The following is a 24,978-nucleotide window of genomic DNA, read 5'->3' as shown; positions in this document are numbered from 1 at the left end:
AATCTCCCCGACCTCTCCAATCTCCCCGACCTCTCCGACCTCCCCGACCCCCCTGCCCCCCGACCTCCCCGATAGCGTGATCCTCATGACGGTTGAGGACGAAGCGCTGGCCGGCGGAATGGCGAACGCGGGAGCGGTCTTCCGCCGGGGCGAGTGGGTGGAGCGCCCGGCCCCGCGCAACGCGCCCGCCCTGCACGCCTACCTCCGCGCGCTCAAGACGCACGGCTTCGACGCGGCGCCAACTCCCGTCGCCCTCACCGCAGACGGCCGCGAGCGACTCACGTTCGTCCCCGGTGACGTACCTCTGCCGCCGTTCCCGGACTGGGCGATGACGGCCTCCGCCCTCTCGTCCGTGGGGAGCTTGCTGAGGCGTCTGCATGAGAGCAGCTCGGCCGTCCCGGTCGCCCCCGGCACCGAGTGGCCCTCGGACCTGGCCGATCCGCAGGGCGGGACGATGGTGTGCCACAACGACGTGTGCCCGGAGAACGTCGTCTTCCGCGACGGCCGGGCCGCCGCCCTGATCGACTTCGACCTGGCGGCCCCGGGCCGCGCCCTCTGGGACCTCGCCATGACCGCCCGCTACTGGGTGCCCATGCTGGACCCCGAGTCCGCGTCCGCCCTTCATCCCCCTGGCCTGGACACGGCCGCACGGCTCCGAACTCTCGCCGACGGATACGGCCTTTCGGCGGAGGGCCGCACCGAGTTGCCCGCCGTCGTCGAGGAGGCCACGGAGGTCTGCCGGGCCTTCGTCGCCCGCCGCGTGGCCGACGGAGACCCGGTCTACCTCCAGGCGCTGGCCGAGCGTGGTGGATGGGAGCGCTGGGACCGTATGCAGACCTGGCTGGTGGACCACCGCGGGACGTTCACGGCAGCCCTCCTGCCCTAGTTCTTGAAGGCCCCGCAGCGCTCCTCGATCAGCTGGGCCGTCGCCGCCATCAGGCGGTCCGCGACGGTGTCGACGTTGCGGGCCTGCCAGGGTTCGAGGCTGGTGCCCCTGACCCAGTGGTTGAAGGCGCCGAGGGCGGGTCCGGAGTGGACGAGGTAGTCGACCCGGCGTCCGGGGGCGCCTGTTCGTGCCAGTTCGAAGCCCTCGTCCAGGTACGAGCGGAAGGCCAGCGCCAACTTCCGCTTCCCGTCGGGTTCCTGGCCGGCGGTGTGGGCCGCACGCCATGCCTCCTCGAAGGGGCGGCGCAGGTACGTGTCCTCGATCTGGCGGCGCGTGTCGGCGTCGATGTCCTCGAACGAGGCGTGCGTGCGCCAGAGTTGGTAGAGGCGGTCGGCGCGGGCCGGGAGAAAGACGCCCCGCTTGACGGCCCTGGCACGCACGCCGAGTTCGAACATCTCGGCCCAGGGCGCGGGTTCGGTGTCCTGGACGTCCAACGCCTGGAGCATGTCCTTGACTTCGGGGCTGGTCGCCGCCTCCACCGTGCACTGGTTGACGGACCCGGTGACCAGGAACTCGGCGCCCAGGACGAGCGCCGCCGTCGCCGCCTCCGGGGTGCCGATCCCGCCCGCCGCACCGACGTGCACGCGGGCCGGGCCGGTGGCGAGGGCGTCGCGCAGGCGGACGACGGTCGGCAGGAGCGTCGCCAGGTCCGTCGACTCGCTCACCCAGCCGCCACCGGCCTCGACGCAGAGGTCGTCGGCCATAGGAAGGCCGGCTCCCTTCGCCGCCTCCTCGCCGGTGACCTCGCCCTGCTCGACGAGACTGCGTACGACGTCACCGGGCGCGGGGCGCAGGAACGCCTCCGCGACGTCGGGCCGGGAGACCTTGGCGATGATCCGGCCGCCCTTGAGGCGGTACTTGACCAGCGCCGGGGTGAACCGCAGGAACCCGGACGCCTCGACCGTACCGACGCCGAGCCTCAACAGCAGGTCGACGAGGGCGCGTTCCGCGTCGGGGTCGGCGTGGCGGTGCAGAAGGCTCGCGCCGAAGGGGCCGTCGGGACCCAACGCCCCCTGAATGCCGCGCACTTGGGACTCGACCTCGGCCAGGGGGAGGCCGCCGGTGCCGAGGAAGCCCATCGCACCGGCCTTCGCGAGGCGGACGACGAGGGCTTCGGAGGATATGCCGCCGCACATGCCGCCGGCCAGGTAGGCGAGACGGAGGCCGTAGCGGGTGCGGAAGGTCTCGGCGCCGAGGTCTTCGGGGGTGAGGGGGCGGCGGGGGACCGGGACGGGGGCCGGGAGGTCGAGGGCCGGGCCGTCGGGGTTCGGGCCGTCCAGGTCCGGGCCACCGTCGGGGCGGGCTGCGGACGGCTGGGGTCGGACGGGGCTGGGGCTCGGCGGCACGCTCGGGGCGGTTCCGGTCAGTGCCGTGGTCGTGACCTGACGGACGGAAGCCGTGGACTCCCTCACCGAAGCCGTGGCCTCCTCGCCCGCGACCGCGCCCTCCTCGACGAAAGCCGTCGTCTCCCCGGTGGCAGCCGTACCCTCGGCAGCGCCGGTCTGCTCCTGGGCCATGTGCGCCCCGAGTTCCTCCGCCGTCATCGGCGTGACCGCCGCCCGGATCTTCGCCACCATCTTCTGGAGCGTCCGCCCCGGCCCCAACTCCGCGAAGTCGAAGTCCCCTTCGGCCATCAGCCGCCGTACGGTGTCGACCCACCTCACCTGCCCGACGATCTGCCCGGCGAGGGTCTCCCGGATGCGGTGGGCGTCGTAGGGACGGGCGTCGACGTTGGCGATGACGGGGATCCGGGGCGCCCGGAACTCGGTCGCGTCGAGGAGCCGGCGGAACTCGTCGGCGGCGTCGCGCATGTACCGGGAGTGGAAGGGCGCGCTCACGTTGAGGACGACGACCTGCGCGCCCCGGTCCTCGAAGAGGGCGCGTGCGCGGACGAGGTCGGCCTCGGGCCCGGCGAGGACGATCTGTTCGGGGCCGTTGTGGTTGGCGATGTCGATGCCGGCCAACCCGGCTTCCACCAGGCCGAGTTGGACGGCGTCGAGGTCGAGCCCGAGGACGGCGGCCATGCCTCCGCCCGACGCGCGGCCCATGAGTTCGCCGCGCCGGGCGACGAGCCGTAGCCCGGTGGCGAAGTCGAAGACGCCGGCGGCGAACAGGGCGGCGTACTCGCCGAGGCTGTGCCCGACGAGGAAGTCCGGCGGGACGGGGTCCTCTTTCGCGCGCCGGAGGTAGGTGAGCGCTTCGACGGCGTACAGCGCGGGCTGGGTGAACTCGGTGTGTTTCAGGCGTCCTTCGGGGTTGGTGAGGCACAGGTCGCGCAGGGAGTAGCCGAGGATGTCGTCGGCCTGGGCGACGAGGTCGGGGTAGTCGTCGAAGAGGTCGGCACCCATGCCCTTGACCTGGGAGCCCTGCCCCGGGAAGCCGAACACTTTCACTTTGCTACCGCCTTTCGCTGGGGCGCGGTCCCTCACGAGGGCCAACTGCCGGGTGTCACGGGTGAACGGGGTGAGCAGCGCCATCGACTCGGAGCCCGTGCCGGGGCGGGCGGCGAGGTTGGCGCGGACGAAGTTGTGGAGGGTGCCGGAGGGCCCGGCGTCGAGGTAGAGGTAGGGCCCCGATGCCTCCAGCTCCTCTACTGTCGCGGCGAATTCGATGGGATCGCGGGCTACCCGCCACAGGTGCGTGGCGCTGACCTCGGTGAGCGGACCGGCGGTGGCGCTGGAGACCAGCGGGATCCGGGGCGCCTTGAACTCGGCGTCCGCCCACACCGCGTCGAAGGCGTGCCGGGAGGGGTCCATCAGCCGGGAGTGGAAGGCGTGGGCCACCGGGATGCGCTGGTGGGCGATCTCGCGTGCGGTGAGCAGGGCTTCGGTGCGGTCCAGGGCGTGGAGGGGGCCGGAGACGACGTAGTGGGCGTCGTAGTTGTGGGCGGCCAGCTCCAGTTCCCGGTGCAGGCCGGGTTCTTGGCGGAACAGTGCCGGGTCCGTGAGGACGGCGAGCATGCCGCCGGGGTCGGATCCGGCCGCCGTGGCGGCCATGCCGACGAGTCGGCGCAGGCAGTCGCCGGGTTCGAGGACTCCGGCGAGGACGGCGGCCGTGAACTCGCCGAGGCTGGCGCCCAGGAGGAGGTCGGGGGTGACGCCGTACGCCATCAGGGTCTCGGCGAGGGCGAGTTCGACCATGACGATCGCCGGGTGGGTGACCGTCGTGTCGGTGAAGGGGTCGGAGACGCGGCGGGCGGGATCGTAGAGGCGGGTGAGGACGGACGTGTCGAGTTCGGCGTCGAGGCGGTGCAGGGTGCTCCTGAACACCGGTTCGTGGTCGTAGAGTTCGCGGCCCATCTGGTAGGTCTGCGAGCCCTGCCCGGAGAACATGAAGACGGTCCGCACGGTCATCGTCCCCCGTCCACGCCGGGGTGCCAGTGCCGCTCGCGGGCGAACGGGTACGTCGGGAGCGGCACCCGGCGGGGGCGCACGCCGGGCCACAGGCGCCGCCAGTCGAGGTCGCCGCCCGCCGTCCAGTGGTCGGCGAGGTCGGTCAACCGCCTTTCCTTGAGCCAGAGTTCGACGTTCTCCGGCGTCCCGGGAGCGGCCCAGGGATTCGCGACGAGGTGCTTCTCCAGCCCTCGCCGCAGCTCCTCCAGGTCCTCGACGACGATGGCGACCCGGCTCGCCATCGGGACGCGCCCGGTCTGGAGGGTGTGGGCCAACTCGGCGAGGGACGGGTCCTGTTCGCCGTCCAGGAAGGCGAGCAGCCGCTCGGCGGACTCCTTCAGCCGGTCGCCGTCCCGTGCCGACAACGGCACGATCTGCGGCCCCGGCAATGGCGGTTGGGCGTCCGGCGTGTACTCCTCCAGCACGATGTGGGCGTGCGACCCGGTGGCGCCGTAGGAGCTGATGCCCGCGCGGCGCGGGGCCCCCGGCTCCGGTTCGGGCCAGGGGCGTACGGCGTGCTGGAGCCGGAACGGGGTGCTGTCCAGGTCGAGGAGCGGGTTCGCGGTCTCGGAGTGCAGGGACGGCACGAGGGTGCGGTGGTGGAGCTGGAGGACCGCCTTGGTGAGGCCGGCGACGCCGCCCGCCGACTCGGCGTGTCCGATGTTGGACTTGACCGAGCCCAGCGCGCAGAACCCGGTGTCGTCGGTGTGCCTGCGGAACGCCCGTACCAGGCCCTGGAGTTCGATCGGGTCGCCGAGTTTCGTGCCGGTGCCGTGCGCCTCGACGCAGCCGATCGTGCGGGCGTCGACGCCCGCCTTGTCCAGGGCGTCGGAGACCACGGCTGCCTGGGCGACCGGGCTGGGTACGGTGACGCCGCTGCCCGCGCCGACGTGGCTGACGGCGGTCGAGCGGATCACGGCGTACACGTGGTCGCCGTCCCGCTCGGCCGCGTCCAGGGGCTTCAGGACGACGGCGCCGACGCCCTCGGAGGAGACCCAGCCGTCGGCGTCGGCGCCGAAGGAGCGGGAGCGGCCGGTGGTGGAGTGCATGTCGACCGCGCCGTACGTGTGGAACTTCGCCGGGTGCAGGGACAGGTTGACGCCGCCCGCGATGGCCACCTCGCTCTCGCCCCGGGCGAGGCTCTCGACGGCGAGGTGCACGGTCGTGAGGGAGGCTGAGCAGAGGGAGTCGACGGCCATGCTCGGGCCGTGGAAGTCGCAGAAGTACGAGACGCGGTTGGCGATCATGCCCTGGTTGAGGCTGACGGGGAGCCGCTTGCCGTCGACCGGTGCCGCCTGGGCGCCGATCAGGGCGTAGTCCTTGTGCATGGCCCCCACGAACACGCCCACCGCACGCCGCCGTTCGGGCCCTCGGGGTTCGACCAGGGTGGCCGGGGTGTAGCCCGCGTCCTCGATCGCCTCCCAGCAGGTCTGGAGGAACAGCCGCTCCTGCGGGTCGGTGATCTCGGCCTCGGCGCGGGGGATCCTGAAGAACTCCGCGTCGAACCGGTCGGCATCGGAGACGAACCCTCCCCACCGGGACGGGGTCTCCTGCGCACGCCACTCCCAACGGTCCGCCGGGATCTCGGTGACGGCGTCGTGGCCCTCAACGAGGTTGCGCCAGAAGGCGGTCACGTCGTCGGCGCCCGGGTAGCGCCCGGCGAGGCCGATCACGGCGACGGGGACGGGGACAGGAGCGGCGTCCCGGCGGTCAGCGGCGGCCTGCCTCGGTCGTACGGGGTCACTCACACCCGTCAGCGTGCGCTGTGCCAGCGCGGGCCGGGCCAACGCCGCCCGCCCACCCGGCGTACCGCTCCAACCCTCCAGCACCGCATGCGCGTTGGTCCCCCCGTCCGCGAAACAGCTCACGGCGGCGACGAGCGGCGCATCGGGCCAACTCCGCGTCTCCCGGGCGAACACGAACGGCGTGGCCGCCATGTCGAAGTGCTCCGGCGGCTCCTGCCCGGACAGGAACGGCACCAACTGCCGTTCCCGCAGCATCAGGACGACCTTGATGAGCCCGGCGACACCCTCCGCGCACTGCGGATGCCCGATGTTCGGCTTCACGGACCCGAGGCTGCACGCGGCCCGCGAGCCGTCCCGGTACACGGCCTGGATCGCCTTGAGTTCGACGAGGTCGTGGACGGCGGACCCGGCCGCGTTGGTCTCGATGTGCGTGACGTCCTCGGCCCGACGCCCGCTGCGCGCCAGCGCCTTGGCCATCACGGCCCGCTGCGCGACGGGATTCGGGGACGCGGGCCCCGCCGTACGCCCGTCGTTGTTGACGGCGATCCCCTTCAGCACCGCCTGCACCCGGTCCCCGTCGGCGAGTGCCCGCTCCAGCGGCTTCAGTACGACGACCCCGGCGCCCTCGGCGAGGACGGTGCCCCGCGCGCGCCGGTCGAAGGCGTGGAAGGCGGGTTCGGGGCTCAACACCCCGCGCTGGTCGAAGAGTCGGTGTCCCGCGTCGTCCGCGAGGAGGGTCACCCCGCCGACGACCGCCGCGTCCGCGTCGCCGTCCCGCAGCGCCTGCGCGGCGGAGTGCAGGGCGACCAGCGCGGAGGAACACGCGGTGTCGACGACGACGCTGGGGCCGCGCAGGTCGAAGAAGCGGGAGACGTTGGCGGCGAGGTAGTTCTGGCCGACGGCGACGATCGGGTTCCTGGTGCGGCTGAGCGTCTCGTCGTCGGGGAGGTGCCGGCTGCGGGCGCCGACGTACACGCCGATCTCCTGGCCCTTGACGTCGCCGGGCGCGTACCCGGCGTCCGCGAACGCGAACAGCGTCTCCTCCAGGAGGACCAGGGCCTGCGGGTCCATCGCCTCGGCGTCCTCGTCGGACAGCAGGAAGTACCCGGGATCGAACCCGTCCCGCGCGACGAGCCCGGCGACGAGACTCCCGTCACCGCCCCAACGCTCGGGCGGGACAGGGGAGATGGCCGAACGCCCTTCGCTCAGCAGCTTCCAGTAGGCGTCGAGGTCGGGGGCGCCGGGGAAACGGCCGGACATGCCGATGACGGCGATGTCGTGCGGGCGGGTGAATTCCCGTGCCGGGGAGGCCGGTTCAGCGGCGGGCCAGCCTTCGGAAGAAACCTCCTCGACAGGCCGGGCCCCCGCCAATCCAGCCTCGACAGGCCGGGCCTCCGCGACCTCAGCCTCGGCAGGACCCCCTTCCGAAGCCGCAGCCTCCGCCTCGGCCCCGCCAGCCCCGGCGTCAAAAGGGACCGCCTCACCCAGCGCCACCCCGAACGCCTCCGCGAACTCCCCGGGATGCTCCTCGGCCAGCCACCCCACGAACGCCTCGACCGACGGATGCTCGATGAACGCCGTCGGATCGACCTCGACCCCGAGCCGGCTCCCGACCTTCCGCAGCAACTGCACCATCACGATCGAGTCGGTCCCGAAGTCCTCGATCGGTACGTCCACGCCGAGTTGACCCGCGTCGAAGTGCAACTGCTCGGCGATCAGCCCGAGAAGCCAGGAGGCAGCGGCATCGACGGCGACATCGAACCCCTCTCCCACGCCCGCCTTCCTCACGCCGACGGCCGCCCTCGCCCCCTTCTTCCCAGCGCCCCCCTCACCCGCCCCCGCGTCGATCCGGCGCCGGGTCAACAACTCAGGGCTCCACTCCGCGTCCTGGATGACGGCGGGCAGCACGACAGGTCCGGCGCCACTCCGCAGCAGATGGTCCAGCAGGGCCGTCCCCTCGTCCTCGGTCACGCTCCCGAGGCCGGTACGGAGATAACCGGGCCCGGGACTCTCGTCCCCCATCCCGACGCCGCTCCACGACGGCCACTGCACGCTCAACAGCGGCAGCCCGTGCGGCCGGGCGGTGGCCAGATAGTCCTGGTAGGCGTTGGCCATCGCGTAGTCGCTCTGCCCGACGGCGGCGCTGGGTACGGCGGCGGCGACGGACGAGCAGACCGCGAAGAACCTCAACGCGTGCCCGGCGAAGACGTCCACCAGGGCGTCGAGCCCGGCGGTCTTCGGCTTCACCACGGACCGCACGGCGTCGCCCGGCTTGCCGACGAAGGCGAGGTTGTCCCGGTCGGCGACCCCGGCACAGTGGATGACACCGCCGATGACCCCCGACTCCCGCACGGTACGGGCCAGTTGCCCGGGCGCAGGCCCGTCCAGCGGCAACGACAGCACCCGCACCTCCGCGCCGGCCCGCTCCAGCCCGAGCAGCGCATCGAGCCTGGGGTCGTCACCGCGCCGGGCCTCCCACTCCGCCCGGTCGGGAAACTGACTCCGCCCCACGAGCACGAGCCGCCGAACTCCCCAGTGCCGCACGGCATACCGGGCGAAGGCGAGCCCCAGCCCACCGGTGCCACCGGTGATGAAGAGCGCCTCGTCGGGCCCGAACTTCCCGACGAAGGGAGGCAGTCCACCGGCAGAGGCACTCTCGCGCAGCACGCCCCGCTGCCGCTGCCCGGCACGGAAGCGAACCTCCGGCTCCTCACCGCTGTCACCGATTTCGGCGACGAGCTGCCGGACGGCGATCACGTCATCGTCCAGCGGGTCCAGATCGACGTGCCGGGAACGGATGTTGGCGTACTCGCTCTGGAGCATGCGATACAGCCCGGCCCGGTCGGCGCCGGCCAGGTTGACCTGGTCACCGCCTTCCAATCCCCGGGTGACACCGAGCAGGACGACGGGCTCGGCGGCGGAGGCGCGGGACACGAGGCGCTGGATCCAGGGCAGCCAGTCGTACGAACCCTGAGCGGCTGGTCGCGTATACGCGCAGCCGGTCAGGTCGACGCAGGCGCGGAAGCGGTCGGGGCGGGCTGAGAGGTCGGTGACGACCTCGGCGTCGGGCAGCTCACGGGCCAGGCGGTCGGCGAGGGCGAGGGTGTCGGCGGTGGCCAAGAGGGCGACCGGACCGGGGAGTTGACCACTCGGAAGGCCGACGACCGGCTCCCACGCCTTGGTGAGCAGCCGTGTGCCGAGCGGCGGCGTGTGCGCGGCGACGGGATGGTGTTCGTCCAGGTAGGCCGCCAGGTCACGGATGGTCGTGTACTCGAACAGCAGCGTCGGCGGCAGACTCTTGCCGAGTTCCCGCTCCAACGTGCCGACCAGCTCAAGCACGCTGACCGAGTCGATGCCCAACTCGTAGTAGCCGACAGTAGGTTCCAGCTCACCGGGGTCACGGTTCAACGCGTCCGCGATGAGGTGGCGTACGCGTTCCTCGGTGGCCGTCAGTGCGGTCCCGCCCGTCGGAGCGCTCGCGGCACGCGGAGTCCCGGAGCGGATCAACTTACTGGCCATGCCCCGCAGTTCGGCGAGCACACGCCCATCACCGCTCAGATACTCCACGGTCAACCGAGCGATCTCGTCCCGCCGGCTGACGGACGACCTCGACACCCGGGCCGTGCAGGCACCGTTGAGCGGCGCCACCGCCCGGAACGACTCCACGTACATCGGCAGGAAGAAAGCCTCCCCGGCCACGTCCGCCAACAGCGCCCCCGCAGCCACCGCGCCGCCGAGCATCAGCCCGGGATGAAAGAGATGCCCGCTGCTCGCGGCACCGGCCGGCGGAGTGAGTTCGGCGATCAACTGCTCACCGTCCCACCAGACTTGCCCCCCGGCACGAACGGCCCCGCTGTAGACCTGCCCGAGCCCGGCGTCACGGTCGTACACCGCGCCAAGGTCCTCGACCGTGGCCGACGGCGAGGGAACGGCGGGCCGCTGGAGCGCGGGGAACCGGACAGGCTCCGTCGCGACCAACTCGGCGGTGGCGTAGGGCTGCCCGTCCTGGCCGGTGATACGGATGGCCCAGCGGTCCGGGGTGACCTGTTCGCCGTCCAGGGCGATCCGGACGGGGGCGTCGGGGGTGACCGCCAGCGGGCGGACCGCCGTCAAGTCCCGTAGTTCCAGGGCGTCGTACGACAGCCCGTGCTTGCGGAACGCCTGGTGGACGAGGTCGATGTAGGCGAGGGCGGGGAGGAGGAGCTGTCCCGCCACGCGATGCCCGGCGATGACGGGGGTAGCTGAGGTGAGGGTGAACTCCTCGTGGACGGACAGCACTTCGTGCCCCCGCGCGCCCACGGCAGGCCCCGGCTCCACGACCGGCGCCTCGGCATCCCCGTACCAACACCGCACCCCGGCAAACGGATACCCCGGCAACTCGACCCGCGCCGGGACCACTTCGTACAGCACCCCCCAATCCACAACCTCACCGGCAACCCAAGCAGCGGCCAGGGCACGCGGGTCCGAGGCGACCGCCGAAGCACTCCGCGCGTTGCGCCGCACAACTCCGGTCCATACACCGGAGATCTCGGCGGCGCCGCCTGTGACGAACGCGTCGAGCCGTCCAAGGAGTTCCGCACGGTCCTCGTACGCCACGGCAACCCGATGGGCCATCGCCTCGCGCCCCACCTGGAGGGTGTACGCGAGGGACGCCGGGTCGGTGTCCTTGCCCTCGGTGCGCAGGAAGTCGGCCACCTCGCGGGCGTAAGTGGAGAGTTGGTCGGCGTCGCGGGCGGACAGAGTGCACACGTACGGAGTACTGCCCTTGGCGACCGCTGGGGGGTGAGCCGGCACGTACTCCTCCAGCAGAACATGAGCGTTGGAGCCGCCCGCACCGAACGCGCTCACCGCAGCCGTACGCGGCAGGGGACGACCGGAGGTGTCAGTGCGGGGCGCCCAATCGGTGAGGGCGCGTTGGACACGCAGGGGAGCCGACGCGAAGTCGATGTTGGGGTTGAGGGGGTCGGCGTGCAGGGAGGGCGCGAGCTGCCCGTGCCGGAACTGGAGCAGCACCTTCGCGACGGCGGCCATCCCGGCGGCCGACTCCGCATGCCCGATGTTGGACTTGACGGACCCGATCGGAATCTTCCGCCCACCGAGGTCCTGCCCGCCGAACGCCCTCAGCAGCCCGCTGACTTCGATGGGGTCACCGAGCGAGGTACCGGTGCCGTGGGCCTCGATGTAGTCGAGATCGGCGGCGCTCCACCCGGCACGCTCAAGCGCAGTGCCGATGAGATCGCCCTGAGCCCGGGCGTTGGGAACGCTGAACCCCTTACCCGCACCCCCGTGGTTGACGGCGGAAGCCTTGATGACGGCGAGGATCCGGTCCCCGTCCCGCTCGGCGTCCGACAGCCGTTTCAACAGCACGGCACCGGCCCCTTCGGCCGGCACATAACCGTCACCGTCCGCGCCGAAACTCCGGCAACGACCGTCCGAGGAAAGGAACCCGCCCCGGCTGAGCTGAAGGTATTTCAACGGATGGCTGGAGATATTGACACCCCCAGCGACAGCGGTGTCACAGTCCCCGGCCCGAATGGCCTGCGAGGCCAGATGAATGGCAGTGAGCGAGGACGAACACATGGTGTCGAGCCCGACGCTGGGCCCGTCGAGATCGAAGAAGTAGGAGACACGGTTCGCGACGGAAGCGTAAGAGGACGAGGTGGCGGCACCCTCACCGCGCAGCGCCTCTTCGACGCCGTAGAGCTGATAGTGCCCGTACATCATGCCGACGAACACACCGGTCCGGCTACCGGCCAGCGCGGAGCGAGTGATGCCGGCGTCCTCCAGGAGATGCCAGACCGTCTCCAGGAAAATCCGCTCCTGGGGGTCGATGTGCTCGGCCTCGACCTGGGACATACGGAAGAACAGGGGGTCGAACCGGTCGACATCGCGCAGGAATCCACCCCACTTGGAATAGGACTTACCAGAAGCGTCACGGTCGGCATCGAACCACCGGGAGTGATCCCAGCGCTCGGCAGGAATCTCCTCGACGGAGTCGACCCCTTCGCGAAGGTTCCGCCAGAACTCCCGCAGATCATCGGCCCCGGGGTACCGCCCGCTCACACCAATGACGGCAATGTCACCGTCGGAGCCTGCCACACCTCCACCACTCCGGACCGCTTCCGCCCCCGAGTCCACCTCACGCTCCTCACCAGCCTCCTCCACCGAACCCCCCACCAACTCCGCGACCTTCCCCCCATGTTCCTCGACGAAATACTCAGCCAACTCAGCCACGGTGAAGTACTCGAAGAACAAGGTCTTGGACAACTCCCCGAATACAGCCTCCAGTTCCCGAGTAAGACTCAACACCAACAGCGAATCGATCCCATACCGATCGAACTGCTCCTCCGGATCGATCTCCTCGACCGGCATCTTCAACTCACGGCCCAGCAATTCCCGCAAGAACCCTTCGGCAGCCTCCCGCAGCCCAGCCCCGTCCGGCAGCCCGCCGCCGCCCACCATCTCAGCCACCCCCCGCCGAGGCGCCGAATGCTCACTCTCCAACGCCCGCTGAATAGCCGCCGCATCCCCAGAGGCCAACAGCAACCGAGGTGCGGAACCCCCCAAAGCCCGCTCAAGCCCATCCAGCGCAGCCCCGGTGGCCAGCGGCCCGAACCCCAACTCCCGCCGCATAGCCTGCTGAGCGGCCGTATCCATCGTCATCCCGCCGTCCCGCCACAACGGCCAGTTGACGGAAAGACTCAACCCAACCCGCGCCCCCTGAGCCCGAAGTTCCTCACGCCGCAGCACAAAGTGGTCAAGATAGGCATTGGCGTACGCATAATCGGACTGCCCAACGCTGCTCAGAGCAGCGGCAGTAGAGGAGAACACGGCGAAATACGCGAGCTGCTCGTCCCAGGTCTCCTCATCCAGCCACCGCGCCCCCAACATCTTGGGCGCGAGAACGGCATCAGCCTCTTCCCTGTTCTTGCGCAGCACGAACCCGTCCCGCAGCACCCCTGCCGCGTGCAGCACACCCGCGACGCTCCCGGAGTGCTCACGAGCGGCCCGCACCAGCGCGGCGACATCCTCGCGCCGAGTGACATCGGCGGCGACATGCAGGATCCGAGCCCCCGTATCACCGAGCCGCGCAACACGCTCCACGACCTCGGCCGAAGGCTGGTGACGGGAGGCAAGCACGATGTCCGCCCCGTACGAGGCGAGCCGCTCGGTGAGATGCAGCCCGATCCCCCCGGTCCCCCCGGTGATGATGTGCGCACCCCTCGCCGCGAACGCCCCGGCCCCCGCAGCCGGAAGGCTCGCCGGCCGCCAGGCCCCGACCGACCGCCGCACACCGTCCGCCCGGACCTCGGCCGGACTCTCGGCACAGCCAAGTTCAGCGACGACGACCTCGACCGGATCGGCATGCGGGGGATGGGCCACCGCACTCATCCGCAGCCCCGGATACTCCCCCCGAACGGCCCGCGCCAGCCCACTGATCGCGGCCTGCTCGGCCTCGCCCTCGGGATGGACGTACAGATACCGCGCCTCCCCGCCACCCCGAGCGATCCACGCCCGGCAGACCGCGAGCGCCCCATGAAACCCGTCCCCGGCCAGCTGGACGATCGCGACGGGCCCGGCCAACTCCCCTGGTTCGAAGGCACCTTCGGGATCCACGGTGACGACCCGAGCCCCGGTCCGCTCCGCGAGCCGCGCCCCCAGCCCACGCCGCGCCCCATCGAGCAGCACCAGCGTCTTCGGCAGCGGCACAGCCGCGGGAGCACTCTCCCGCCAGTACGGCTCGAAGGCGACCAGCGGCTCGTCACCGCCCTTCGCGGTGGGCAGCACACGCAGCGTGAACCGCTCGATACGGGCGACGACCGCTCCCTCGTCGTCCGCCAGCAGAATGTCGAAGACCTTCACGCCGGGAGTCGAGCCGTCGTCGGTACGCCGGGCATGCGCGAGGCAGGTGTCCGGCAGCCGCTCGACCAGCACCTCAACTACCCCGACGGAGTACGGCAGATGAGCGGGCGCCGCCGGGCCGTCGTCACCCGTGGCGATGCTGCCGGCCGTCTGAAGGGCGGCATCCATCAATGCGGGATGGAACCGATATCCGCCTCCCCGCAGGTGAGTTGGCGTGACAAGCCGCGCCAGGGCCTCACGGTCACCGCTGGCGAGCCACTCGACGGCCTGGAACGAGGGCCCGTAGTGGAAACCGGTCGCGTCAACCCGCGCGTAGTACTCGGCCCCGGTGGACCGCACAGGACAACGCCCCTCGACAGCACCGAGATCCACCTTCGGCCGCTCACCCCGCGCACCGGACACGACCGTGCCGGTGGCGTGCGCCCGCCCGCTCCCGGTGTGGATCTCGAAGCCGGTACGCCCCACCTGCCGATCGAGCTTGATCCGTACGGTGACGTCACCCGCCCCGGTACGGACGGGCGCGGCCCAGGTCACGTCCTCGACCCGATGGACCGACTCCCCGTCACCCCGGGTCAGTTCATCGGCGGCGCGGGCCATCTCCAGCAGTACGACACCGGGCAGGATCGGCGTCCCGTCGGCAAGGTGGTCCCGGAGGTAGAACTCGCCGCCGGTGAGCCGCTTGGCGCACTCGCCGGGTGCGATGGTGTCCAGCAGCGGATGAGCGGCCACCGCGCTGTCCACCCAGTGCCGAGCGCGGTCGAACACGTACGTGGGAATGCGCACCCGACGCGCCTGCCCACCGAGCCCCCGCCAGTCGAACTCCTCGCCCTCCACCCAGAGTTCGGCCAGCGCTGCGAGGTCACGGTCGGCGACGAGGGAGTCCAGGTAACGCCGCCAGGACGCGGTCTGCGCACGCCCCTTCCCGGCCCGCCCCCTGCGGGCCACCCGCTCCCCGGCCACGAAGGCATCGAGCACCCCGAGCGCCCCCGCCCGGTCATCGGCGACGAACGCGAGCCGCTGGGGCATGGGTTCACGGCCGACCCGAAGCGTGTGGGCGACGTCGGCCAGCGCGGTCCGCCCTTCACGGAGGTGCGCGGCAAGCCGCACGGCGTACGCGGTCAGGGCGGTCTCACTGCGCGCGGAGAGCGCGAACAGCACGGGCCCGTGATCGTCGGCCGGCACGGCCGTGGCGGCAGCGAACGGCGGCTCCTCCAGCACCAGATGCGCCCCCGCCCCACCGAACCCGAACGAACTGAGCCCCGCCCGCCGGGGCAGCGCCCCCGTCCGCTCCCACGGCGAAGGCTCCGTGACGATCCGGAACGGCCCCCCGTCGAGTTCGAGGTAGCGGTTCTCCTCGACGACGTGCAGGCTCGCCGGAATCACCGCGTGCCGCATCGCGAGGACCACCTTGAACAGCCCCGCCATCCCGGCGGCGCCCTCCAGATGCCCCACGTTGCTCTTGACCGACCCGAGCCCGACCGTCGGCGCGGACGGCAGGGCCTGCCCGGCGTCCTCGTACAACTGCCGGAAGGCGGTACGCAGTCCGGTCACCTCGATCGGATCGCCGAGCGCGGTCCCGGTGCCGTGCGCCTCGATGTAGCCGACGGCGGCCGGGTCGGTGCCGGCGATGCGGTGGGCGCGGGCGATGACCTCGGCCTGGGCGTCGGGGCTGGGCGCGGTGAGGGAGTTGGTGCGGCCGCCGTGGTTGACGGCGGAGCCCCGGATCACCGCGTGCACGGGGTCGCCGTCGCGCTCGGCGGCGTCAAGTCCCTTGAGGACGACGGCTCCTACGCCTTCGCCGCGTACGTATCCGTTGGCGCGGCTGTCGAACGCCTTGCAGCGGCCGTCCTCGCTGAGCATCTCGTTCTTGCTGAGGGCGACGTACAGGGAGGGGTCGAGGATGAGGCTGACGCCGCCCGCGATGGCGAGGTCGCAGGAGCCGTCGCGCAGTGCGGAGACCGCCTGGTGGATCGCGGTGAGGGAGCTGGAGCAGGCGGTGTCGACGGCGACGCTGGGGCCGCGCAGGTCGAGGAGGTAGGAGACCCGGTTGGGGATGATGGACAGGGCGGCGCCGGTGATGGTGTGGCCGTCGGTCTCCTGTCCCGCGGTGCGCTGGACCTCCAGGTAGTCGGAGTTGGTGACGCCGAGGAAGACGCCGACGCGGCGCCCGGCGAGTTCGGAGGGCCGGATCGCGGCGTCCTCCAGCGCCGTCCACACCGTTTCGAGGACCAGCCGCTGCTGGGGGTCCATGAGCCTGGCCTCGCGCGGCGAGATCCCGAAGAACTTGGCGTCGAAGCGGTCGACGTCCGGCACGAACCCGCCCCACCGGGAGCGGGAGCCCTCGGCCGCACGCCAGTCCCACCGGTCGGCGGGGATCTCCTGGATCAAGTCGTCGCCGTCGGCGAGGTGTTGCCAGAAGGCGTCCAGGTCAGAGGATTGCGGGAGCCGCCCGGCCATGCCGACGACGGCGATACCGGTGCCGCTCCCGGACCCGACGGCCTCGACGGGGACAGCCTGAGCGGCCGAGGTCCCAGCGCCGAAGCGCGCTCGCAACTCCGGGTGCGCGTGCAGGAGATGGCCCGCCATGCCGGTCACGGTCGGGTACTGGTAGAAGGCGGTCGGGAAGACCTCCACGCCGAGCACCTTGCCGATCCGGGTGCTGAGCGTCGTGAACCCGACGGAGTTCAGCCCGAGTTCACCGAGCGGGCGGTCCTTGGGGACCCGGTCCTCGGCGACCTCGGCGACCTCGGCGACAAGGCGGGTCAGTTCGTCGACGAGGGGGCTTTGCGGTACGACGACGGCTCGCGCAGTGCTCAACTCGCCGTACGTGGACCGTAGTTCGTCGAGGGGTGCCGTCCCGAGCCGTACCCGGTCGGTCTTGGCGTTGAGGGTCTGCGGGAACTCCCGCAGCGGGACCAGCACATCGGGGACCATGTACTCGGGCAGCCAGGCGCCCAGCGGCGCGGGATCGACCGGCTCCCCGGTCCCGGTGTAGAAGCCGCGCAGCATCACCCCGTTGCCCCCGGCAGCGGTGGCCGGTACGACGACGGCCTCGGTGACCCCGGCGAGCCTGCGCATCGCGGCCTCGACCTCGCCGGTCTCGACGCGGTACCCGCGCACCTTGACCTGCGTGTCCGCGCGGCCCAGGTATGCGAGGGTGCCGTCGGGCAGGGCGCGGACGAGGTCGCCGGTGCGGTACAGGCGCGGGGAGAGTTCGGGGGCGACGGGGTTGGGGACGAAGCGTTCGGCGGTGAGGTCGGGCCGGTTGACGTACCCCGTCGCCAACCCGTCGCCGCCGATGTGGAGTTCGCCGGGGACGCCGGGCGGGACCTGCTGGCCGTGTGCGTCGAGGACGAGGAGCTGGGTGTTGGCGACGGCACGGCCGAGGGTGACGCGGCTGCCGGGGGTGAGGCGGGCGACGGCGGACCAGATGGTGGTCTCCGTGGGCCCGTAGAGGTTCCAGGCGGCGCGGGTGCGCTCGACCAGGGCGTCGGCGGTGTCCTGGTCGAGCGCCTCTCCCCCGCACAGCGCGGTGAGCGACCGGTCGCCGGCCCACCCCGTGGCGAGGAGCATCTTCCATGTGCTGGGCGTCGCCTGCATGACGGTCGCGCCGCAACTCTCCAGGTGGCGCCGGAGTCTGACGCCGTCCTTGGCGACGTCGGCGGGCGCGATCTCGACCCGCCCGCCCGTGATCAGCGGCAGGTACAGCTCCAGCGCCGCGATGTCGAAGCACACGGTCGTCAGCGCGAGCAGCGTGTCGTCCTGCCCGAACCCGGGCTCGTCCCGCATCGAGACGAGGAAGTTGACGAGCGCCCGGTGCGGGACGGCGACTCCCTTGGGGCGCCCGGTGGATCCGGACGTGTAGATGACGTACGCCGTGTCGTCGGGCCCGGCGGCCGGCCCCGAGAAGCTGGTCTGCCCGGTGAGCCGGTCGAGCCGCAGCCTCGGTACGGCGATCCCGCCGAGCGCGTCCTCCGCTGTGCCGGTGGTGAGGACGAGGTGGAGTCCGGCGTCCTCGGCCATGTAACTCAGCCGGTCCACGGGGAAGGTGGGGTCGAGGGGGACGTAGCTCCCGCCCGCCTTGAGGACGGCGAGCAGCGCGACGGGCAGGTGTCCGCGCTCGACGAGGACTCCGACGGCACGGCCGGGCCGTACCCCCTCGGCCCTCAGGTGCCCGGCCAACCAGTCGATCTTCTCGGTGAGTTGACGGTACGTCAGTGTCTCGCCGCCACTCGTGACGGCAAGGGCGTCGGGGCGGCGGGCGGCCTGCTCGTCGACGAGGTCGGGGAGGGTCCGCTCGCGGGGGTAGGCGCGTCGGGCCTGCTCCCACTGCCGCTCGACCTGCCGCCGTTCGTCGCCGGTCAGCAGGGGCAACCGGCCGACGGGGCGGGCGGGTTCGGTGAGCGCGGACCTCAGCAGGGCGAGGAAGTGCTCGCCGAGGCGGCGCACGGTGTCCTCGTCGAAGAGGTCGGGGTCGTACTTGAGGGTGTAGGCGCAGTCGGCGGCGCCCTCGACGATCTCCAGGGTGACGTCGAACTCGCCTTCCTGGTGCACCCCGTGGAACACCTCGCGCACGGGGCCGCTCTCGCCGGGCTCCACCCAGTTCTGGAAGTAGAACGCGGTCCGGAACAGGTCGGCGGTGTCGGTGCGGCCCGCCTGCCGCAGCGCCTCGGTGAGGGAGATCAGCGGCAGGTGGGCGTGTTCCAGGGCCTCCAGGACCGTCCGGTGCAGCTGCCCGGCGAGCGCACCGAAGTCCTTGTCCGGGTCCACGTCGGCCTGGAGGACCACCATGTTCATGAAGTAGCCGAGGGTGTCCTCGAACCGTGCGGACGGGCGTCCGGCGGCCGGGGTGCCGACGCGGATGCCGCGCTGCTGGGTGTAGCGCTGGAGCAGGGTGGCGTAGCCGGAGAGCAGGACCGCGAACAGGGAGGTCCGCTGCTCGGCGGCGAACCGCCGGGCCAGGGCGACCAGTTCGGCGTCCATCCGGCCCTCGACGGCGGCGCCCCGGTAGCCGGGGACCTGCGGTCGGGGCCGGTCGTAGGGCAGGGCGAGGGGCTGTGTGCCGGCGTCGAGGCGGCGCAGCCAGTAGGCGCGGAGGCGGTCGCCCTCGGGGCTCGCGAGGAGGTCGCGCTGCCAGGCGGTGAAGTCCGCGAAGGTCGCCTCGACGGGGGCGGTGCTGGGCCTGCGTCCGGCGACGGATTCCCGGTAGCCGGTGGTGAGTTCGCGCAGGAACGCGGCGATGGAGACGCCGTCGAACACGATGTGGTGGAAGGCCAGGAGCAGCACCTGACCGCCGTCGCCCTGGGTGAAGAGGGTGACGCGCAGGAGGGGGCCGTGGGCCAGGTCGAAGGGGCGGCGGGCCTCCTCGCGGACACGGGCGCGGACGGCCTGCTCGTCGGTGACGGCCAAGTAGCGGTGCTGGAAGTGGAGTTCCTGCCACGCCGCGACCGTGCGGACGGGGCCGTCGTCGGTGGTGCGGATCGTGGAGCGGAGGCTGTCGTGCCGGTCCAGGATGCTCTGGAGGGCGAGGCGGAGGGCGCCGACGTCGGTGCCGGGGTCGAGACGGAAGGCGAGGGGGAGGTTGTAGGCGTAGGTGCCGGGGTTCATCTGCTCGATGACCCACAGGGCGCGCTGGCCTTCGGAGAGGGGGTGGTCGGTGGAGGGTCCGTCGGTGACGAGGATCGGGGGGAGCGTCCTGGCGGGGCCGGCAGCTTGGGGAGCTTTCCCAAGAACGCCTTCGACGGGCCCTGTTGAGTCCCCTCCCCCTCCCTCCGGCGCTCCCGAAACCCCGGAGCCCTCTGAACCCAGCGTCCCCGACTCCGCGTAATACTCCGCCAGTTCCCGCAACGTCGGATGGTCGTAGAAGTCCCCCAGCGACACGGTCACGCCGAACTCGTCCGCGATCCCGGCGACGATCTTCATCCCGGTGAGCGAGTCGAACCCGTAGGACGCGAGGGGCCGTTCGGGGTCCACGTCCTCGTCGAGCTTCAGGCATCGCGCGACGATGGCGGCGAGCCGGTTCTGGAGTCGCCCGGACGGCGCCGCACTTACCGGCGCCTCGGCGACGGTCTCGGCAACTCCCCCGTCCTGAACGGCGATCGGCCGCAGCCCGTCGCTCTCCCCGATGACGACGTGCTGCCCCCGCGCCCGCCCGTCCGCGCCGGTCCCCCCGGTGACGGTCACATCCCCGAACCCCTGCTCCCGCAGCAGCCTGCGCCACGTGTCGGGGTGCACCAACGGCGAGTCCGGCAGCCGGAGTTCACCGTCGTCGAAGAGCCACCACCCGTCCAGCACCCCGCCCACGACGGTGGTGGAGTCGCGCACCTCGGTCAGCTCGTTGAGGACGAGCCACCCCCCGGCTCGCAGCAGGTCCTTGGCCTTGCCCAGCGTCGACCGCAGGTCGGCCGTCGCGTGCACGACGTTGGTGGCGAGGACCAGGTCGTAGGTACCGGGCTCGAACCCCTGCTCCGTGTGCCCCCGTTCGAGGTCGAGGACCCGGAAGTTGAGGAAGCCGGGGGCGTCGTACTCAGGGCGCAGCCGCGCTTCGGCGTGGTCCAGGAAGTGCTGGGAGATGTCGGTGAACCAGTACGACACCCGGTCGGCGTACGGCGCGAGGACCGGCAGTACGGAGTCCGTCGTCGCCCCGGTGCCGGCGCCGAACTCGACGATCCGCAGCCGCTCTCCGGGGGCGAGGCGGGCGATCCGGTGTTCCAGGTGGACGCCGACGGCGTCGCGGACCAGCTCGTTGAAGGAGTCGGTCAGCGGGTTGGCCTTGTAGAAGTCGGCGACGAGCGCCATCGAGGAGCCCGGGAACATGATCTCGGTGGCGCGGATCTCGCCGCGCAGGATCTCGGCGTACCGGCGCAGGAAAAGCCGCGTGAGGGTGACCGTGGGCGCGAGGTCGGGGTGGTCGGCGGCGATCCGGTCGAACTCCGGTTCCAGCGCGTCGGAGGAGTGGGCCCCGGCCGGCCTCGCGGTGTCCGGGAGCCGTACGCGTCCGGCGTCGAACTCGACGTACCCGTTGCTCTCCAGGATGTTGAGGAGTGCCTCGTACAGCCGCCGGAACTTGGGCAACACACCGAGGCGGTCGGCGAGTTGGCCGCGGTCGTGGCTCTCGCCCGGCGTGGTGAGCACGCCCATGCCCTGGAGAACGCCGAGGACGGCGGGGCGGCAGACCTCGGTGAGGCGTTCGTACCCGGAGATGACGCTGAGGACGCCGGGTGTGTCGTCGGTGCGCGGGCTCAGCAGGCGGGCGGCGGCCGTGCGCAGGGTGGGCGGGGCGTCGGTCCGGGACTGCCGGGCGGGCGGGACCGTGGCGGCGCCCAGCGCGGTGAGCGCGGTGGTGTCCGCGTTGATCGGCAGCACCTGCGGGAGCCGGCCGCCGAGGGTGCGGGCGATGGCGGACAGGCCGTCGGCGACGGTGAGTTCACCGATGCCGAGCCCGTGGAACATCTCGCGCAGTCCGGGGCGGGCGCCGGAGCCGACCGGGCCCCAGTAGCCCCAGTCGATGACGCGGACGGGGTAGGGGCGCCGGTGGTCGAGGTGGAGCGCGTAGGCGTCCTGGACGGCTCCGGCGCAACTGTAGGTGCCGTTCCCTGCGGTGCCGACGAGGGCGCCGACGGACGAGAAGAACACCATGAAGTCGAGGGGTTCGGCGCCGAACGCCCGGTCCGTGGCCACGCTTCCCTCGGTCTTCACCGCGAGTGCCGCCGTGAACGTGTCCTCGTCGAGCGCGGCCAGCGGGCCGGGGTCGAAGGTCATCGCCGCGTGCACGACGCCGTGGATCGCCCCGAACCTCGTCTTCACCTCCCGCGCGGCCCTGGTCAGCGCCTCGGTGTCCCGGCAGTCGGCGCGCAGGTGCAGCACCTCGCCGCCGAGTTCCCTTGCCCGGTCCGCACAGGCTTGCTGCTCCGGGCCGAGCGCGCTGCGGCTGATCCAGACGACCTTCGCGCGGTGCCGCTCGGCGAGGTGCAGGGTCAACTCCTGCCCGATGCCGCCGGTTCCGCCGACGATGACGTACACACCGCGCTCGCGGTACGGCGTCTCCTGCGGCTCCGGCAGCTCGACGGGCTGCAACGCGGGGACGTACCGCGCGCCGTGCCGCAGCAGCACCGTCCGGCCGGTGGAGTCGCAGGGTTCGTCCAGTACGCCGGCCAGTACGTGTTCCTGGGGGGACTCGCCGTGCGCGAAGTCCAGGCAGACGGCCCGGATTTCGGGGCGCTCCTTGACCAACACCCGGGTGAGGCCGTGGAGTCCGGCGGCGAAGGGGTTGGTGACGGGGTCGCCGAAGGCGGCGGAGGCGTCGTTGGTGACGACCTTGAGGTGGAGGCGGGTTCCCTGGGGGGCGAGGTGGCGGACCGCCTTGAACAGGGCGAGTACACCTCGCCGGTGACTGGCCGTCAGGTCGCCCGGGTTGATGCCGCCGAGGTGGTAGACGCGGTCGACGCGGCCGGCCTCGGTGAGGGCGCGGTCGAGGTCGTCGCGGTCGAGGTCGACGAGGCGGGTGTCGTCGGCGCGGTGGTGGTGGGCTATGCCGGTGGCGAGGGGGGCGGCGTCGGGGGTGGTGAGGATGAGGACTCTCTGCGGGGTGGCGGGGTCGGGGGTGGCCGTGGGGCGGGGTTCGGGGAGCCAGGTGGGGCGGTAGCAGGACATGGGCGAGGCGGGGGTGACGCCTGTCCGCGCCACGGCAGTCACGGACGCCACAGGCCCAACACCGCTCTGCACCAACGCCGTTGCGGAGCCGACGCCTCCCTGCATCAACGCCGTCGCGGACCCTGTGCCCCCCTGAATCAGCGCCGTCGCGGCGGGGCGCGGCAGCCAGTACCGCTTGCGGGCGAAGGGGTAGGTCGGCAGCTCCACCCGACGGCCACCGGTCTCGGCCCAGTCGACTCCGACGCCTCGCACCCAGTGTTCGGCGACCGTACGCAAGTCGCCGTCGTCCAGGGCGCGTCGCAGACCGGCGTCCGCCGCGAGGCGTTGCGCCGGGGCGATGCCGGTCAGTACCCCGGCGGTCGGTTCGCCGGCGGCGTACGCGTGGAGCAGTGCACGTGCCTCGGTCAAGTCCCGGGCAGGGAAGGCGAGTCGGGCGGGCAGTTCCTCGCGGCCGGCCTGAAGGGTGTGCGCGAGGTCGGCGAGGCTGAGGGCCGGCGCGAGGTCGGCGGCCGGTGCCGGGGCGAGGTCGCGCAGGGTCGTCGCGCCTGTCAGATGCAGCCCGCCCCGCCCGAACTCCGCGTCGAGCTTCTCGGCCAGCCGGGTCAACTCGGCCGCACCGCACCCGTATTCGTGGAGCGGGACGAGGGGGTCGAGGTCGGCGGCCTCCACGCCCAGGACCTCGGCGGCGAGCCGGAGGCAGGTCGCTTCGACGACCCCAGCGCCGCACTCGGCACTCCCGTCATCGGCGCCCCCAGCACTCCCCTCAAGGAAGCCCGCCAGACGTCCGGCATACACGCGGAGGCGTTCCTCGTCCCGGGCGGACAGCACGACGAGGTGCGGGCCAGCAGCGGCCTGAGTCCGAGCGGCCCCGTCGCTCTCCTCGACGTACTCCTCGACGACGAGATGCGCGTTGGCCCCACCCCCGCCGAAGGAACTCACCGCCCCCCGCCGAGGCAGCTCCACCCGCCGCCCGTCCGTGTGAACGGCAACTGCCCGCTCCCACCGCACAACTTCCTGCGGAACAAAGAACGGCGTACCCGCGAGGTCGATGTCCGGATTCAACTCACCGGAGTGCAGGGACGGCGCGATGGTCCCGTGCCGAAGCTGCATCAGCATCTTCGTGAGCCCCGCGACCCCCGCGGCGGACTCCAGATGCCCGATGTTGGACTTGACCGAGCCGACGGCGCAGCGCTCGACGCCCCGCACCAGGCTGTCGTCGAGGTGTTCCGCGAACGCCTCCCGCAGCCCGGCGATCTCGATGGGATCGCCGAGGGGTGTGCCGGTGCCGTGGGCCTCGACGCAGCCGATGGTGCGCGGGTCGATCGCGGCCCTGCGCAGGCTCGCGCGGATCACCTCGGCCTGGGCATGGGGGCTGGGGACGGTGTAACCCCCGGTCTTGCCGCCGGAGTTGACGGCGGAGGAGCGGATGACGCCGTGGATGCGGTCGCCGTCGGCGACGGCCTGTGCGAGGGGTTTGAGGATGACGGCGCCGACGCCTTCCCCGTCGACGAACCCGTCGGCGCCCTTGCCGAAGGCGCGGACCTGGTCGCCGGGTGAGGTCATGCCGTTGTCGGCGAGGGTGCGCAGGTGCGACTCGTGGAGGATCAGGTTGACGCCGCCCGCGACGGCGACCCGGCACTCGCCGGAGCGCAGGCTCTCGCAGGCGAGGTGGATCGCGGTGAGGGAGGCGGAGCAGGCGGTGTTGACGGTGAGGCTGGGGCCGCGGAAGTCGAGGACGTAGGAGACGCGGTTGGCGATCGACCAGTGGCTGGAGCGGGCCGCGTTGGGGGCGCCGAGGGCGGTGGCCTCGCCGCCCATCCACTCGTAGTCGCTGTTCATGACCCCGGCGAAGACGCCGACGGGGTTGGTCTCGCGCGCGAGGCGGCGGGGCGGGAGTCCGGCGTCCTCCAGGGCGGCCCAGACGGTCTCCAGGAAGACGCGTTCCTGGGGGTCGATGCTGTCGGCGTCGACGGGGGCGATGCCGAAGAAGAGGGGGTCGAAGGCGTCGGCGTCGTCGATGAGTCCGGCCCAGCGGCGGGTCTCCGGCCGGCCGCCGTCGCTGCGGTCGGCCGGGAATTCGCCGACGCAGTGCTCGCCGTCGCGTGTGCGGGCCCACAGTTCGCCGGGGTTCTCGGCGCGGGGGTAGCGGCCGGCGAGCCCGATCACGGCGATGCCGGTGAGGGCTTCGGTCGTCCGGGGCCCTTCGTCCGTTCGTGTGGTGTCCTTCGTCCGCGTCTCCCGCAGGAGCCGCAGCAGTGCCGCGCGCTTGTCGTCCATGTCCGTGCCCCTGCCTGCCGTCCCGGGCCGTCCGCCGGCCGCGCCTTCTGTCGTCGTCATTCCGTCACCTCGGACCTGGACATCGGACCTCTCCTGCGTGCCT

At 72.0% G+C, this 24,978-nt stretch carries 3 protein-coding genes; 1 reads left to right on the top strand and 2 read right to left on the bottom strand.

Annotation, left to right across the window (positions count from 1 at the left end; all coding sequences use genetic code 11):
* Positions 1-85 precede the first annotated feature (85 nt).
* Positions 86-886 (top strand): phosphotransferase, encoded by an 801-nt coding sequence (locus tag ACLZOT_RS00665; protein ID WP_416966647.1) that lies wholly within the window; start codon positions 86-88, stop codon positions 884-886.
* Here ACLZOT_RS00665 and fabD read toward each other — a convergent pair.
* Both fabD and ACLZOT_RS00655 read right to left on the bottom strand, forming a co-directional pair.
* On the bottom strand, positions 883-4,299 hold the full coding sequence (fabD, locus tag ACLZOT_RS00660; protein WP_416966646.1) for an ACP S-malonyltransferase: 3,417 nt from the start codon (positions 4,297-4,299) through the stop codon (positions 883-885). The two genes, ACLZOT_RS00665 and fabD, sit on opposite strands and share 4 nt — an antisense overlap.
* A complete protein-coding gene (locus ACLZOT_RS00655) occupies positions 4,296-24,935 on the bottom strand; it encodes an amino acid adenylation domain-containing protein (protein WP_416966645.1) in 20,640 nt (6,879 codons plus the stop codon). Before ACLZOT_RS00655 ends, fabD begins: the two co-directional genes overlap by 4 nt.
* Positions 24,936-24,978 lie beyond the last annotated feature (43 nt).

It is taken from the genome of Streptomyces sp. 4F14, from assembly GCF_048159485.1.
Taxonomy (GTDB): Bacteria; Actinomycetota; Actinomycetes; order Streptomycetales; family Streptomycetaceae; genus Streptomyces.
The sequence above is the reverse complement of the archived record's forward strand: the minus strand, read 5'-3'. Positions and strand labels throughout refer to the sequence as shown.

Bases quoted from the DNA above. Each gene is read 5' to 3' on its own strand.
- ACLZOT_RS00655 (WP_416966645.1), bottom strand. From the start codon at position 24,935: ATGACGACGACAGAAGGCGCGGCCGGCGGACGGCCCGGGACGGCAGGC.
- ACLZOT_RS00665 (WP_416966647.1), top strand. From the start codon at position 86: ATGACGGTTGAGGACGAAGCGCTGGCCGGCGGAATGGCGAACGCGGGA.
- fabD (WP_416966646.1), bottom strand. From the start codon at position 4,299: ATGACCGTGCGGACCGTCTTCATGTTCTCCGGGCAGGGCTCGCAGACC.